At 62.7% G+C, this 13110-nt stretch carries 17 protein-coding genes, 1 tRNA gene and 1 pseudogene; 14 read left to right on the top strand and 5 right to left on the bottom strand.

From position 1 onward, the window contains the following. Window positions 1-59 precede the first annotated feature (59 nt). From EOB59_RS35285 to EOB59_RS14090, 3 genes are all read left to right on the top strand, one after another. Window positions 60-135 (top strand) — tRNA-Cys (locus EOB59_RS35285). 190 nt (window positions 136-325) lie between these two features. Continuing rightward, window positions 326-529, top strand: a complete 204-nt coding sequence (locus tag EOB59_RS14095) for a hypothetical protein (protein WP_127399473.1) — start codon at window positions 326-328, stop codon at window positions 527-529. Window positions 530-534: 5 nt separating this feature from the next. Further along, window positions 535-726, top strand: coding sequence for a hypothetical protein (locus EOB59_RS14090; RefSeq protein ID WP_127269694.1), 192 nt, complete (start codon window positions 535-537; stop codon window positions 724-726). A gap of 28 nt (window positions 727-754) precedes the next feature. Here EOB59_RS14090 and EOB59_RS14085 read toward each other — a convergent pair whose 3' ends face one another. Then, complete coding sequence (locus EOB59_RS14085; protein WP_127269692.1) at window positions 755-1021, bottom strand: DUF1488 domain-containing protein; 267 nt, start codon at window positions 1019-1021, stop codon at window positions 755-757. Continuing rightward, window positions 1018-1266 (bottom strand): hypothetical protein, encoded by a 249-nt coding sequence (locus EOB59_RS14080; RefSeq protein WP_127269690.1) that lies wholly within the window; start codon window positions 1264-1266, stop codon window positions 1018-1020. The genes EOB59_RS14085 and EOB59_RS14080 overlap by 4 nt, the downstream gene beginning before the upstream one ends. A 250-nt stretch (window positions 1267-1516) precedes the next feature. Here EOB59_RS14080 and EOB59_RS14075 point away from each other — a divergent pair, with 250 nt between their 5' ends. From EOB59_RS14075 to EOB59_RS14065, 3 genes are all read left to right on the top strand, one after another. Beyond that, a complete protein-coding gene (locus tag EOB59_RS14075) occupies window positions 1517-1855 on the top strand; it encodes a co-chaperone GroES (protein WP_128288596.1) in 339 nt (112 codons plus the stop codon). A gap of 33 nt (window positions 1856-1888) precedes the next feature. Continuing rightward, the gene (groL, locus tag EOB59_RS14070; protein ID WP_127255944.1) at window positions 1889-3520 is read left to right on the top strand and encodes a chaperonin GroEL; all 1632 of its coding nucleotides are present in this window, start codon (window positions 1889-1891) and stop codon (window positions 3518-3520) included. 262 nt (window positions 3521-3782) lie between these two features. Further along, entirely contained in the window at window positions 3783-4280 is a 498-nt protein-coding gene (locus EOB59_RS14065) for a GAF domain-containing protein (protein WP_127271638.1), read from the top strand. Between the two features lie 13 nt (window positions 4281-4293). Here the strand turns inward: EOB59_RS14065 and EOB59_RS14060 are convergent, their stop codons facing one another. The 3 genes from EOB59_RS14060 to EOB59_RS14050 all read right to left on the bottom strand — a co-directional run bounded on the left by EOB59_RS14060 (window position 4294) and on the right by EOB59_RS14050 (window position 6826). Continuing rightward, window positions 4294-5349, bottom strand: a complete 1056-nt coding sequence (locus EOB59_RS14060) for a YeiH family protein (protein WP_128288595.1) — start codon at window positions 5347-5349, stop codon at window positions 4294-4296. 123 nt (window positions 5350-5472) lie between these two features. Next, window positions 5473-5850 (bottom strand): ester cyclase, encoded by a 378-nt coding sequence (locus EOB59_RS14055; RefSeq protein WP_164895648.1) that lies wholly within the window; start codon window positions 5848-5850, stop codon window positions 5473-5475. An 82-nt stretch (window positions 5851-5932) separates the two neighbouring features. Beyond that, the gene (locus EOB59_RS14050; protein ID WP_128288593.1) at window positions 5933-6826 is read right to left on the bottom strand and encodes a LysR family transcriptional regulator; all 894 of its coding nucleotides are present in this window, start codon (window positions 6824-6826) and stop codon (window positions 5933-5935) included. 152 nt (window positions 6827-6978) lie between these two features. On the opposite strand from EOB59_RS14050, the gene EOB59_RS14045 reads away from it, so the two are divergent. The 8 genes and pseudogenes from EOB59_RS14045 to EOB59_RS14010 all read left to right on the top strand — a co-directional run bounded on the left by EOB59_RS14045 (window position 6979) and on the right by EOB59_RS14010 (window position 12874). Next, the gene (locus EOB59_RS14045) at window positions 6979-7374 is read left to right on the top strand and encodes a cupin domain-containing protein (RefSeq protein ID WP_128288592.1); all 396 of its coding nucleotides are present in this window, start codon (window positions 6979-6981) and stop codon (window positions 7372-7374) included. A 57-nt stretch (window positions 7375-7431) separates the two neighbouring features. Further along, window positions 7432-7767 (top strand): carboxymuconolactone decarboxylase family protein, encoded by a 336-nt coding sequence (locus tag EOB59_RS14040; protein WP_127294898.1) that lies wholly within the window; start codon window positions 7432-7434, stop codon window positions 7765-7767. A gap of 5 nt (window positions 7768-7772) precedes the next feature. Next, window positions 7773-8762 carry an aldo/keto reductase gene (locus tag EOB59_RS14035; protein WP_128288591.1) on the top strand — a complete coding sequence of 330 codons (990 nt, stop codon included), beginning with the start codon at window positions 7773-7775 and terminating at the stop codon, window positions 8760-8762. Between the two features lie 17 nt (window positions 8763-8779). Further along, on the top strand, window positions 8780-9382 hold the full coding sequence (locus EOB59_RS14030) for a flavodoxin (protein WP_245486622.1): 603 nt from the start codon (window positions 8780-8782) through the stop codon (window positions 9380-9382). A gap of 66 nt (window positions 9383-9448) precedes the next feature. Continuing rightward, a pseudogene (locus EOB59_RS14025) lies at window positions 9449-10189 on the top strand (SDR family oxidoreductase). 211 nt (window positions 10190-10400) lie between these two features. After that, entirely contained in the window at window positions 10401-10880 is a 480-nt protein-coding gene (locus EOB59_RS14020; protein ID WP_128288590.1) for a GNAT family N-acetyltransferase, read from the top strand. A 15-nt stretch (window positions 10881-10895) separates the two neighbouring features. Continuing rightward, the gene (locus EOB59_RS14015) at window positions 10896-11279 is read left to right on the top strand and encodes an ACT domain-containing protein (RefSeq protein ID WP_128288589.1); all 384 of its coding nucleotides are present in this window, start codon (window positions 10896-10898) and stop codon (window positions 11277-11279) included. A gap of 161 nt (window positions 11280-11440) precedes the next feature. Next, complete coding sequence (locus tag EOB59_RS14010; protein ID WP_128288588.1) at window positions 11441-12874, top strand: aldehyde dehydrogenase family protein; 1434 nt, start codon at window positions 11441-11443, stop codon at window positions 12872-12874. Window positions 12875-13110: the final 236 nt, after the last annotated feature.

Raw genomic sequence — 13110 nt, 5'->3', positions numbered from 1 at the left:
GAACAATCCCCTCGGGATTAACCTTTCCGTAAATATTTGGCCGCTACTTCGACAGCCATGGCCTCGTGGCGGAGCGGCTACGCTGGAGACGGCAAATCTCTGAAGCCTCGGTTCGATCCCGAGGCGAGGCCTCCAGAATTTGGCGTCCCAATCTGCCCCGAGCGCAGTCAGGTCCCACGAATAGATTGTGTGTTGCGAAGGCAGTACGGACCGGCCGTCAAAGCAGTCCTGTCTTGAATTTGGCATGCAGGCGCTCGCGAAAAGAGTGCTATGGAAGGGAGGCGAGCGTTGTTGCTTCGCTTTTTCCTGACATTCGAGGCCTTTCGTGCGTGAACCGTCGCTGCTGCCCGTTTTTGGAAAACTTGGCCTCAAGACCCCTGTCGCCTTGGCGGCGGCACCAATCTCGCCGGCAGGTGTGCCGCACCTGCGGAAGCTTCTGGCTGCGCATGGCGGCATGGTGCTGAAACTGTCGGTCGTCGCCTGGACGGTGCTGATCCTGGGCGCCGTGTTTTTCAGGATGCAAGGCTGACCGGCATGGCCAACCGCTACACGGTGCGCATGGAGCTTCCCCAGAGTTGGAGCATCATCGATGTCTTCACCGGCCAGCCTGCGGTTGTCCGGCAAAAGGTGATGGTCGGGATGGGGCCGCGCGAGGCCGAGGACATGGTCGTGCAGATGAATGTCCGCGACGTCAAACGCCGCGAAAGGGCCGAGCGCAAGACCTGATCGCGGTCAGCGCCAACTCGCCGGCATTTCAGCCGAAATCGGCCGCCGTCAGCACATACATGCTCTTGCGGGTGCGGTCGTAGGCCTTCGACGCCACCTCGCGGATGGCGCTGCTCTCGGTGTCGAATGTCTGGAGATAACCGGCTTCATCGGCAGCAGTGCCCGGCCGCATCTTGGCCATGGCGTCGGCAGCGACGGAAAATGAGATCTGGAACATGCCGTCATGGCCGACGAAACGAATGCGCTGGCCCGCTTCGTCATAGCTGCGGCTGGGGTTGGGGAAGGTGAGGCTCATGTCTTGGCCTCCGTGGCTTTCTTGGTCGCCCGCTTCTTCTTCGGCGTAGGATTGAGGGCCTCGGCGACACGATCGGCCTCTTCCTTGGCCAGCCGAAGCTCCCTCAGCCTTGCCGTCTTGATCTCCCTGGCTCTTGCCTCGGACATATATTCGGCGGTCGCCTTGTTTTTCTCCGCTGTCTTCTTCTGCTTGTCGACAAAGCGGGCTTCAGCTTTTTCCATGATCGTCTGATTGCCTTCGGCCATCGAAGAAATCTCCCTTGTGCCTGAAATCGTGAAAGTGAACTTGTCCGATAAATAGGCACTCGATCGGCAAAATTCAATCTTTTGAATTATTTGACATTCTGCGGATATCACGAAACGGCCAGCTGAAATAATACTTTTGAATATTTAATTTGGCCCGCGAATAATTTTTGGCACTCCTATCTATCGAGTGCCAACGCGTCTATAGAGGAGGGGCGTGGCCGCCTGTGCCGGCCCCAGAAAGAAAGTTCCCATGAAATTTCGGCCACTCCACGACCGCGTCGTCATTCGTCGCGCCGAAGGCGATATCAAATCCAAGGGCGGGATCATCATCCCCGACACTGCCAAGGAAAAGCCGCAGGAGGGCGAAGTCATCGCCATCGGCCCTGGCGCACGCGACGAAAACGGCACGCTTGTTCCGCTCGACGTCAAGGCCGGCGACTTCATCCTGTTCGGCAAATGGTCGGGCACCGAGGTCAAGATCGACGGCGAGGACCTTCTGATCATGAAGGAAGCCGACATCATGGGCGTTATCGACAAGAGCGAGACGGCCGCAACCGACAAGACCGTGGCCGCCAAGAAAGCTGCCTGACCTCATTTTCTCCGAACGAACTGGATAAAAATCATGTCTGCCAAGGAAATCAAATTCTCCACCGACGCGCGCGACCGCATGCTGCGCGGCGTCGAGATCCTCACCAATGCGGTGAAGGTCACGCTCGGCCCCAAGGGCCGCAACGTCATCATCGACAAGGCCTATGGCGCGCCGCGCATCACCAAGGACGGCGTCACCGTCGCCAAGGAAATCGAGCTTGCCGACAAGTTCGAGAACATGGGCGCCCAGATGGTGCGCGAAGTGGCCTCGAAGACCAACGACCTCGCCGGTGACGGCACCACCACCGCCACGGTGCTGGCCGCCTCGATCCTGCGCGAAGGCGCCAAGCTGGTCGCCGCCGGCATGAACCCCATGGATTTGAAGCGCGGCATCGACCAGGCGGTTTCCGCCGTGGTCAAGGAAATCCAGGCGCGCGCCAAGAAGGTCAAGTCGTCGGCCGAGATCGCACAGGTCGGCACCATCGCCGCCAATGGCGATGCCAGCGTCGGCGAGATGATCGCCAAAGCGATGGACAAGGTCGGCAATGACGGCGTCATCACCGTCGAGGAAGCCAAGACCGCCGAGACCGAACTCGACGTCGTCGAAGGCATGCAGTTCGACCGCGGCTATCTCTCGCCCTATTTCGTCACCAATGCCGACAAGATGCGCGTCGAGCTGGAAGAGCCCTACATCCTCATCCACGAGAAGAAGCTCGGCAATCTGCAGGCGATGCTGCCGATCCTCGAAGCGGTGGTGCAGAGCGGCAGGCCGCTGCTGATCATCTCCGAGGACGTCGAGGGCGAGGCTCTGGCGACGCTGGTCGTCAACAAGCTGCGCGGCGGCCTCAAGGTCGCGGCCGTCAAGGCGCCGGGCTTCGGCGATCGCCGCAAGGCAATGCTGGAAGACATCGCCGTGCTGACATCAGGCCAGATGATCTCGGAAGACCTCGGCATCAAGCTCGAAAACGTCACCATCGAGATGCTCGGCCGCGCCAAGCGTGTGCTGATCGAGAAGGACACCACCACGATCATCGACGGGGCCGGCACCAAGGCGACCATCCAGGCGCGCGTCGCCCAGATCAAGGGCCAGATCGAGGAGACGACCTCCGACTACGACAAGGAAAAGCTGCAGGAGCGGCTGGCCAAGCTCTCCGGCGGCGTTGCCGTCATCCGCGTCGGCGGCGTCACCGAGTCGGAAGTCAAGGAAAAGAAGGACCGCATCGACGATGCGCTGAACGCCACCCGCGCGGCGGTTGAAGAAGGCATCGTGCCCGGCGGCGGCGTGGCTCTGCTGCGTGCCCGCTCGGTGCTTGGCGGCCTGACCGGCGCCAATGCCGATGTCACGGCCGGCATTACGATCGTGCTGCGGGCGCTTGAAGCGCCGATCCGCCAGATCGCCGAGAATTCCGGCGTCGAGGGCTCCATCGTCGTCGGCAAGCTCACCGACAGCAAGGACCACAATCAGGGTTTTGACGCCCAGAACGAGGTCTATGTTGACATGATCAAGGCAGGCATCGTCGATCCGGCGAAAGTGGTGCGTACCGCACTGCAGGATGCCGGTTCGATCGCAGCCCTCCTGATCACCGCCGAAGCGATGATCACCGACATCCCGGCCAAGGATGCCGCGCCTGCGGGTGGCGGCGGTGGCGGCATGGGCGGCTACTAAAACCCAGGACTTGTTCGACCTGTTTGAGATGTGAATGGCGGCCCCCGATCGGGGCCGTCATGATTCTCAAGATGATCCATCGCAAAGTTTACGCATAGCTGCCTTGCCGACCGGCTCAGCGCCGGGAGGCAATCCTTATCTTGCGGCTTTCGGAGGGGACGCAATCCACGCTAGACTGTCCAGGCGGCCGTCTGGTTGCGGAGCTCGCCGGACTTTGGCAAGCGATCGGACGAACCGCCACCCCCTATACGGAGACACGTTCATGTTTGCGGCCAAGGCCATCGACACCTCAGACAAGGCCGCGTTCTACCGCGACCTCGCCACTCAGCTTAAGGCGCTGCTCGACGGCGAGCGCGATTCGATCGCCAACGCCGCCAACACCGCAGCACTCATCTTCCAGATGGTGCCGGACCTCAACTGGGCCGGGTTCTATTTCCTGCAATCGGACGAGGAAATGGTGCTCGGGCCGTTCCAGGGCAAGCCGGCCTGCGTGCGCATCGCCGTCGGCAAGGGCGTGTGCGGAACGGCGGTCGAACTCGGCACCTCGATGCTGATCAAGGACGTGCATGATTTTCCCGGCCACATCGCCTGCGATGCGGACTCGCGCTCGGAACTGGTGGTGCTGCTCGAGGACGATGAAGGCGTCTTCGGCGTGCTCGATCTCGACAGCCCGCTGCCAGGCCGCTTCGACAAGGCCGACCAGGCCGGCATCGAGACGCTGGCGGCGATCTATGCCGCGTCGAGTTCGTTCGAGGACTGAGGCCCGGTTTAGACTAGGTGAATTTCACCAGCATCAGGCTGAAGCAGCCGATGAACAGGAAGGCCGAGAAGGCGAGCGCCAGCGGGAGCAGGCCGCGCGAGCGCAGCTGCGAGATGTCGGCCTGCAGGCCCATGGCGGCCAGCCCCATGGTCAGCATGATGGTGGTGGCGAGCGCCATTGCCGACTTCACCTCGGCTGGCACCGTGACGAGGCTGTTCAGCGCTACGATTGCGACAAAGGCGGCGACGAACCACGGCATGGGCGGCCGCGCCGCCACCTCGCTGCTGCTCCTGCGGCGCGCCATCAGGCCGAGCGCGACGACCATCGGCGCCAGCATGGCGACGCGGGTCAGCTTGGCGACGGTAGCGATCTCGCCGGACTGGGTGCCGTTCTGGAAGCCAGCGCCGATGACTTGCGCCACTTCATGGATCGAAGCACCGGCCCACAGGCCGAAAGCGTGCTGGTCGAGGCCGAGCATGGGCGCCATGAGCGGGAAGCCGAGCATGGCGACGGTGCCGAACAAGGTGATCGAGGCGACGGCGTAGGTGACGTCCTCGTCGCGCGCATCGGTGACGATGTTGGTGGCGACGATGGCCGAGGCGCCGCAGATCGAGGTGCCGGCGGCGATCAGCTGCGCCAGCTTGGCGTCGACGCCGATCAGCCGACCGAGCGTAATGGTGAAAACGAAGGTGGCGCCAAGCGTGGCGGCGACAATGCCGACGCCGCCGGCGCCGATCGAGACGACCTGGCCCAGCGTCAGCTGGAAGCCGAGCAGAACGATGGCGAAGCGCAGCAGGCGCTTTTGCGAGAATGCGATGCCGGCCTTGGCGTGCACCGGTGTGCCCAGCACGTTGGAGTAGATCATGCCGGCGACGACGGCGAGGATCATCGGGCTGAACAGCGCGAAGCCCGAAACATTGCGGGCCGAGAAGGCGACGGCAGTAATCATCGTGACAAGGACGATGCCGGGGACGATGCCATTCCAGTTGAGGGATTTCCGCCCTCGTGTCAGATCGGCAGGAAAAGCGCTTTTCGGAATATCGTTCGCGAAGTGGGAAACGGAAGACAAAGCAATGCTCCAGACGGGTGTGCCGGAGGAATGCCATTACTCAAATAATCTTTCCAACGAATTATTTTCGTCATAATGATCGATTTTTACGAACGATCGGCGTCATCTTCTGGCCGGCCTGAATTAAAGCTGCGCTTCGATGGCCGCCTTGTCGATCACCGACCAGACGTTCCTGATCCTGTCGTCGAGGAATTCATAGAAGACGTTCTCGCTGAAGGACACCTTCCTGCCGTTGATGGGCAGGCCGAAGAAGGTTCCCTTCGGCGTGCAGTTGAACTGGAGCCGGCTGGCTATGAACGGCGGTTCGGCGATCAGCAGCTGGATGTCGAAATAGAGGTCCGGGATTTCCCGAAAATCGCGCTCCAGCATTTCTTGGTAACCCGACAGCCCGACGCGGTCGCCATTGTAGTGCACCTCGTCATGAACGAAGCGATGCAGCTTCTGCCAGTGCTGATTGTTGAGGCAAGCGATGTAGCCTCGATAGAGGTCGGTCACGGTCACGGCGATAGCTCCGGATTTCGTCAGATCTGCTCGATCCGGAAGATAGAACGACTGCGGGCACAGTCCAGATGGAGAGCCTGTTCTAGCCGCGGTAGCGCAGCGCGTCGACCAGCAGCGAGAAGGCCGGCGTCGCTTGCCGGCGGCTGGGGTAATAGAGGTGGTAGCCGGGAAAGGGCGCGCACCAGTCGGCGAGCACCCGCACCAGCCGGCCGTCGGCCAGATGAGCCGTCACCTGTTCCTCCGGCAGATAGGCAAGACCGAGGCCGGCGAGCACCGCGTTCATGCGCAGCGCGGCCGTGTTGAACACAAGCTGGCCTTCGACCCGCACCTTCAGCTCGAGCCCGGCCTTCTCGAACTCCCAGGCGTAGAGCCCGCCATAGGTGGGCAGCCGCAGATTGATGCAATTGTGGGTGGTCAGATCCTGCGGCGTGCGCGGTTTCGGCCATTTGGCGAAATAGGCCGGCGATCCGACCACCGCCATGCGCATGTCGGGGCCGATGCGCACCGCGATCATGTCGCGCGCCACCTGTTCGCCCAGCCGCACGCCGGCGTCGAAGCGCTCGGCAACGATGTCGGTCAGGCTGTAGTCGACGATGATCTCGACTTTGATGTCGGGATAGTCGGGCAGGAATTTCGCCAGGGCAGGCCACAGGATCGCATCGGCGGCATGCTCACCGGCGGTGATGCGGATGGTGCCGGCGGGTTTTTCGCGCAAGGCGCTGAGTGCCGCGATCTCGGCTTCGATCTCATCGAGCCGCGGCCCCACGGTGCGAGCCAGCCGCTCGCCGGCCTCGGTGGGCGACACGCTGCGCGTGGTGCGGGTCAGGAGCCGCACGCCCAGCCGCCCCTCCAGCGCCCGCACCGTATGGCTGAGCGCCGATTGAGAAACCCCGAGCTTGGCCGCCGCCCTGGTGAAGCTTTCCTCGCGCGCGACGGCGAGGAATGCGGTTAGCTCATTCAGATTGTCTCGCGGCATTCATGAGCCTCTTTCATAAGATCATGCTGGATATAGCACCTAATCGGCACCAATCGCAGACCCTAGATAGGCGTCATCACACCGGGCGCCTCTGCCGGCCGCCTCTGAAGACCGGCGGTCGCGTCACGCCTGTTGCCAGGAAGGGACAAACCATGGACATCACGCGAAACGGCTCTCAAGCCTCGGCCAAGGGATCGGCCGACTATTTCACCGGCGCGGTGCGCATCGACGCGCCGTTCAAGGGCAGCGAGCCCGCCCGGGTCGGCGGCGCCACCGTGACTTTCGAGCCCGGTGCGCGCACCGCCTGGCACAGGCATCCGCTTGGCCAGACGCTGATCGTCCTCTCGGGCGCAGGCCTGGTGCAGCGCGAGGGCGGCCCGATCGAACCGATCCTGCCCGGCGACATCGTCTGGTTCGCGCCCGGAGAGAAGCATTGGCATGGCGCCGCGCCGACCACCGCGATGAGCCACATCGCTGTCGCCGAAGCGCTCGACGGCAAGGTCGTCGACTGGCTGGAGCATGTCAGCGACGAACAATACGGGGTTTGACCAAGTATCGGCGCGTGGCGCCGAGTTCAACGCCCGAACTCTTCGAAGGAGACCACCATGACAGATGTTCCAAGGCTGAAAAGCCCATTCTCCGATATCGCTCCCGCGCTTGGCAGATACACCGACGAGGTGTTGTTCGGCGATGTTTGGGAGCGCCCCGGCCTGTCGCCGCGGGACCGCAGCCTTGTCACCGTTACCAGCCTGATTTCGGGCTACCGGATCAATGAAATGCCTTTTCACATGAAGCGCGCGCTCGACAATGGCGTCACCCGCGACGAACTCATCGAAACCATTACACATCTCGCCTTCTACGCCGGATGGCCCGTTGCAAGCACTGCGATCGGCATTGCCCGCAAGGTCTTCGAACAAGCCGACGCCGAGAAGAAGGGATAACGACAATGCAGATGCACACACTTGGAAACAGCGGTCTCGACGTTTCGGCCATCGGGCTCGGCTGCATGGGGATGAGCCAGTCATACGGGCAGCCGATGGAGACGGCGGATGCAGTCCACCTGATCAGGGCGGCGTTCGACCGTGGCATCACCTTCTTCGACACCGCGGAGGTCTATGGACCGTTCACGAACGAGGAGGTCGTCGGCGAGGCGCTGCAGCCGATCCGTGACCAGGTGGTGATCGCCACCAAATTCGGCATCGACATCGCCGGGACAGCCGGACATGATGGCATGGACAGCCGGCCGCAGCATATTCGTGACGTCGTCGAGGCCTCGCTCAGGCGGCTGAGGACCGGCCACATAGACCTCCTATACCAGCACCGCGTCGATCCGGTCGTGCCGATCGAAGAGGTGGCGGGCGCTGTGAAGGACTTGATTAGCCAAGGCAAGGTGAAGCATTTCGGTCTCTCCGAGGCGGGCGTACGCACGATCCGGCGCGCGCATGCGGTACAGCCGGTCGCCGCGGTCCAGAGCGAATATTCGCTCTGGTGGCGTGAACCGGAAGAGGCGATCCTGCCGGTGCTTGAAGAACTGGGGATCGGCTTCGTGCCCTTCAGCCCGCTGGGCAAGGGGTTCCTCACCGGCGCCATCGATGCCAGCACGACGTTCGACAGCAGCGACTTCCGCAACACCGTGCCGCGTTTTGCGGAAGACGCCCGCAAGGCGAACCAGGCGCTGGTCGACGCGATCGGCGTGATCGCTGCCGAGAAGAAGGCGACATCAGCACAGGTCGCTCTCGCCTGGCTGCTGGCGCAGAAGCCCTGGATCGTTCCGATCCCCGGCACCACCAAGCTCAATCGCCTCGAAGAGAACATCGCGTCGGCCACCATCGCGCTGACGGCGGACGATCTTGCCAACATCGAGAATGCGGTCTCGGCGATCGCGGTGAAGGGAGCGCGCTATTCTCCGCAACAGGAAGCAAGGATCGATCGTTAGCCACCTGGGAGAGCGTGATGAGCCAACCAGTCTCAAGACGAGGTGCGCTGATGACCATGCTTGCACTGCCTCTGGGCGCCGGATTGAGTCCCGGATCGAGCCGGCCCGCCAGTGCGTCGAGCGCGCGGCGAACGGGCGGCGCCAAAGTGCTGGTGGCCTACTACACCCGCACCGGCAACACGCGGGTCATCGCGCGCCAGATCAGCAGGACTCTGCGAGCGGATATTTTGGAGATCGCGACCGTCGATCCCTACCCGGAAGACTACAAGCAGCAGGTTGCGGTGGCGGAGCAGCAGCGGGAGTCCGGTTTCGAACCGGCGCTGGCCGCCACGATGCCTGATATCGAATCCTACGAGACGGTGTTCCTCGGATTTCCGATCTGGGGCATGACCGCGCCTTCGGTGATCCGCTCCTTCCTGTCGAAACACGATCTGTCCGGCAAGACCTTGGTGCCGTTCATCACCCATGGCGGCTACGGAATAGGGCAGAGCCTGAAAGTCCTCGCAGATCATGCACCAGGGGCTCGGCTCATCGAGGGTTTTTCCAAGCAGTGCGACCAGGAACGCCAGACGCTTGAAGAGGTCACCGGCTGGCTCGGTCGGGTCGAATTGCCCGGCTGAGCCGCCAACGCGACCGCCCAGGCTGCCGGGGGCAGCGAAGCCAAAGATCAGAAAAGGAAAAGAATCATGGCCGAGAACATCAGGGACAAAGTCGTCGTCATCACTGGCGCCAGCAGCGGGCTGGGCGAAGCCGCCGCACGGCTTCTGGCCAGGGAGGGTGCGAAACTGGTCCTGGGGGCGCGCCGCCTTGACCGGTTGCAGGCGCTGGCCGGCGCGCTTTAACTTGGCGAGGACGCCATCCTTCAGACCGACGTCACCGATGTCGGCCAGGTCCGGCGTCTGGTCGACCATGCGGTCAAGACGCACGGCCGCGTCGACGTCATGATCAACAATGCCGGCCTGATGCCGCACTCGCCACTGGAGCGCGGCAAGGTCGAGGACTGGGACCGGATGATCGACGTCAACATCAAGGGCGTGCTCTACGGCATTGCTGCCGCGCTGCCGCACATGAAGACGCAGAAGAGCGGCCACATCATCAACGTATCGTCGGTCGCCGGCCACAAGGTCGGGCCGGGTGGAGCGGTCTATGCCGCGACCAAGCACGCGGTGCGCATCATCTCGGAAGGCCTGCGCCAGGAAGTGAAACCCTATAACATCCGCACCACCATCATCTCGCCCGGTGCCGTGTCGACCGAGCTGCCCGGCAGCGTCACCGAGCCCGATGTCGCCGAGGGCGTACGGGCACTCTACGACCGGGTGGCTATCCCCGCCGATTCCTTCGCCAGGACGGTGGTGTTCGCCATGAGCCAGCCCGACGAGGTCGACATCAACGAAATCCTGTTCAGGCCGACGGCGCAGGAATACTGAAGCCGTTGTAGGTGTCTTGACGCGCCGCGCTTCCTGTTCCAGCTTGGCGCCATGTTCTTCCTCGCGCCCACCAAGCGACGTCGCCCCTGCACAATGCGGAGCGGCAGACTGATTGCGCGACGACAAAGACCGGCAGGATAGACCCGGTTCGTTCGTTTCCAGCCCCGCCCGCGAAACCGCCGGCGGGGGTTTTCATGTCTGGAGCACTTTGATGACCAACAATTTTTCCATCCGGCTTCGGCCGGCCGAGCCCGCTGACGCCGCCGCGATCCGGGATATCGTTCGCGCCGCCTATGCCAAATGGGTGCCGGTGATCGGCCGCGAGCCGCTGCCGATGCGCGCCGACTACGACAAGGCCGTTGCCGAGCATCCGTTCGATCTCGCCGTCGAGGATGATCGGATCGTCGGGATGATCGAAACCGTGCTGGCCGAGGATCACCTGTGGATCGAGAATGTCTGCGTCGCACCGGATGCGCAGGGAAGGGGGATTGGCCGGCTGTTGCTGGAGCTTGCCGAGCGTAAGGCGATCGAAGCAGGACGTGCCGAGCTTCGTCTGCTGACCAATGGCGCGTTCGCGGCGAATGTGTCGCTGTACAAGAGGCAGGGCTATATCGTGGACCGGGAAGAGCCGTTCATGAACGGTATGACGGTCCACATGAGCAAGAAGCTGGCGGGATCACCGGCGATCTGAGGGAGGGGTTCGACAATGGCCATCTGCGTCAGGCTCAAACAACTCCCAGGGTTTTACGCGGTTGCCCGGCTGGCGGCGTGGGAGACCATCCCCGGTTGGGCGGACGGGCCAGGCTTCGTCAGCATCACAAGGACTGACGACGAGCTTTCGATCGTTTGCCTGCAGGATCGTGTGCCGGATAGTGTCAGGCAGGACGGTGACTGGGTGGCCTTCAAGCTTCATGGGCCGTTTGCCTTCGACGAAACCGGTATCGTGCTCTCGGTCATCAGGCCGTTGTCGGAAAACGGGTTGGGCATCTTCGTGGTGTCCACTTTCGATGGCGACCATCTGTTGGTGAAATCGACGGATCAGGCCGCGGCGAGGCGGTTTCTGGTCGAGGCCGGGCATACCTTGCTGTAGTCCATCCTCACCAAGCCGGTTGCTGGCCCAACCACTCTGGCTCAATCACTGCCGCACTGGCTCAACCACTTCGGGGGTTGCGTTTGACAGCGGCGTTTGTGCATCGTTATCTCCAGCCAGATATGACGGCCCGGCGCGACGATGCGGTCAAGGAGAAAACCATGTCACACAATCTGCAGTTCTATATCGATGGCGCGTGGGTCGATCCTGTTGTGCCCAACACATTGGATATCATCGATCCCTCGAATGAGGACGCCTTTGCGCAGATTTCGCTCGGCTCCAAGGCCGATGTCGACAAGGCGGTCGCCGCCGCCAGGCGCGCCTTCAACAGCTTTGGTTTCACCGAGGTTGGCGAGCGGCTCGACCTGTTGAACCGCATCATCGCGGTCTACAAGAAGCGCAGTGGCGATCTTGCCGTCGCTGTGTCACGCGAGATGGGCGCGCCGCGCCAGATGGCGTTGGACAGCCAGGTCGGCATCGGTTTTGCGCATCTGCAGAAGATGGCCGACGTGCTGAAGACTTTCGAATTCCGCCACGTCAAGGGCAACCATCTGGTGGTCAAGGAGCCGATCGGCGTCGTCGGGCTGATCACGCCGTGGAACTGGCCGCTCAACCAGATCACCTGCAAGGTCGGCCCGGCGCTTGCTGCCGGCTGCACCATGGTGCTGAAGCCCTCCGAGATCGCGCCGCTCGACGCCATCATCTTCGCCGAAATCCTCGACGAGGCCGGCGTGCCGAAGGGCGTCTTCAACCTCGTCAATGGCGACGGACCGGGCGTCGGCCAGGCGCTGTCCAGCCATCCTGACATCGACATGATGTCGTTCACCGGTTCAACCCGTGCCGGCATCCTGGTGGCCAAGGCCGCCGCCGACACGGTCAAGCGCGTGCATCAGGAGCTTGGCGGCAAGTCGGCCAACATCCTGTTCGGGGATGTCGACCTCGCAAGCGCCGTCAGCAAGGGCGTCGCCGGCTGCTTCAGCAACAGCGGCCAGTCCTGCAACGCGCCGACGCGCATGTTCGTGCCGCGCGACCGCCATGACGAGGCAGCCGGCTATGCCAAGGCGGCTGCGGAAAAGTTCACCGTCGGCCCCGCCGACGCCGCCGGCACCAAGCTTGGCCCGGTCGTCAGCCAGATCCAGTTCGACAAGATCCAGGACCTGATCCAGGCCGGCATCGATGAAGGTGCGACGCTGGTCGCCGGCGGCCCCGGCCGTCCGGCCGAACTCAACCGCGGCTATTATGTCAGGCCGACGGTGTTCGCCGACGTCACCCACGACATGCGCATCGCGCGCGAGGAGATCTTTGGGCCGGTGCTGGCGATCATGCCCTACGACAGCGTCGACGAGGTGGTCGAGACCGCCAACGACACCGTCTATGGCCTCGCTTCCTATATCCAGGCCAAGGACATGAAGAAGGCGCGCGAAGTCGCGGCGCGCATGCGCACCGGCAATGTCTACATCAACTATCCCCAGTGGGACGCCGGCCTGCCGTTCGGCGGCTACAAGCAGTCCGGCAATGGCCGCGAATATGCCGAATACGGGCTCGAGGATTTTTTGGAGATCAAGGGCATCGCGGGGTATGAGGCGGCGGAGTAAAATTGGTCAGGGCGCGCCACGATATGTGGCGCGCTGTCCGTCCGGTATCGCCGAGGTCAGCGCCGCCCCTCATTGCCCTGCCGGGCATTTCTCCCCGTATAGTGACGGGGAGAAAGACGCCGTCATGGACGGTTTCGCCAATCTCCAATGTTGCAGAATAGGCGCCAGCGATGCGGCCAGCTGTCCAGCCGATAGATGGGTAACAGTTTGAACCGGATAGATAGGTAACAGTTTTC

Origin of the sequence: Mesorhizobium sp. M7A.F.Ca.MR.176.00.0.0 (assembly GCF_004023165.1) — a bacterium.
GTDB lineage: Bacteria > Pseudomonadota > Alphaproteobacteria > Rhizobiales > Rhizobiaceae > Mesorhizobium.
The sequence above is the reverse complement of the archived record's forward strand: the minus strand, read 5'-3'. Positions and strand labels throughout refer to the sequence as shown.

Bases quoted from the DNA above. Each gene is read 5' to 3' on its own strand.
- EOB59_RS14090 (WP_127269694.1), top strand. From the start codon at position 535: ATGGCCAACCGCTACACGGTGCGCATGGAGCTTCCCCAGAGTTGGAGC.
- EOB59_RS14085 (WP_127269692.1), bottom strand. From the start codon at position 1,021: ATGAGCCTCACCTTCCCCAACCCCAGCCGCAGCTATGACGAAGCGGGC.
- EOB59_RS14080 (WP_127269690.1), bottom strand. From the start codon at position 1,266: ATGGCCGAAGGCAATCAGACGATCATGGAAAAAGCTGAAGCCCGCTTT.
- EOB59_RS14075 (WP_128288596.1), top strand. From the start codon at position 1,517: ATGAAATTTCGGCCACTCCACGACCGCGTCGTCATTCGTCGCGCCGAA.
- groL (WP_127255944.1), top strand. From the start codon at position 1,889: ATGTCTGCCAAGGAAATCAAATTCTCCACCGACGCGCGCGACCGCATG.
- EOB59_RS14065 (WP_127271638.1), top strand. From the start codon at position 3,783: ATGTTTGCGGCCAAGGCCATCGACACCTCAGACAAGGCCGCGTTCTAC.
- EOB59_RS14050 (WP_128288593.1), bottom strand. From the start codon at position 6,826: ATGCCGCGAGACAATCTGAATGAGCTAACCGCATTCCTCGCCGTCGCG.
- EOB59_RS14045 (WP_128288592.1), top strand. From the start codon at position 6,979: ATGGACATCACGCGAAACGGCTCTCAAGCCTCGGCCAAGGGATCGGCC.
- EOB59_RS14040 (WP_127294898.1), top strand. From the start codon at position 7,432: ATGACAGATGTTCCAAGGCTGAAAAGCCCATTCTCCGATATCGCTCCC.
- EOB59_RS14035 (WP_128288591.1), top strand. From the start codon at position 7,773: ATGCAGATGCACACACTTGGAAACAGCGGTCTCGACGTTTCGGCCATC.
- EOB59_RS14030 (WP_245486622.1), top strand. From the start codon at position 8,780: ATGAGCCAACCAGTCTCAAGACGAGGTGCGCTGATGACCATGCTTGCA.
- EOB59_RS14020 (WP_128288590.1), top strand. From the start codon at position 10,401: ATGACCAACAATTTTTCCATCCGGCTTCGGCCGGCCGAGCCCGCTGAC.
- EOB59_RS14015 (WP_128288589.1), top strand. From the start codon at position 10,896: ATGGCCATCTGCGTCAGGCTCAAACAACTCCCAGGGTTTTACGCGGTT.
- EOB59_RS14010 (WP_128288588.1), top strand. From the start codon at position 11,441: ATGTCACACAATCTGCAGTTCTATATCGATGGCGCGTGGGTCGATCCT.